This window comes from Paenibacillus sp. MMO-177, from assembly GCF_037147795.1.
Lineage (GTDB): Bacteria > Bacillota > Bacilli > Paenibacillales > Paenibacillaceae > Pristimantibacillus.
Window position 1 is genome coordinate 1 of sequence record NZ_JBBCUR010000064.1, and the last position, 202, is coordinate 202.

The 202-nt window shown below is 48.5% G+C and carries 1 rRNA gene; it reads left to right on the forward strand.

Annotation, left to right across the window (positions count from 1 at the left end):
* Positions 1-202, forward strand: a 23S ribosomal RNA gene (locus WFK81_RS30910); the annotation flags it as partial.

The following is a 202-nucleotide window of genomic DNA, read 5'->3' on the forward strand; positions in this document are numbered from 1 at the left end:
GTGCGTAATAGCTCACTGGTCGAGTGACTCTGCGCCGAAAATGTAACGGGGCTAAACACACCACCGAAGCTATGGCATGTACCTTATGGTACTTGGGTAGGGGAGCGTTGTATGTAGGTTGAAGTCAGACCGTAAGGACTGGTGGACAGCATACAAGTGAGAATGCCGGTATGAGTAACGAAAAGACAAGTGAGAATCTTGT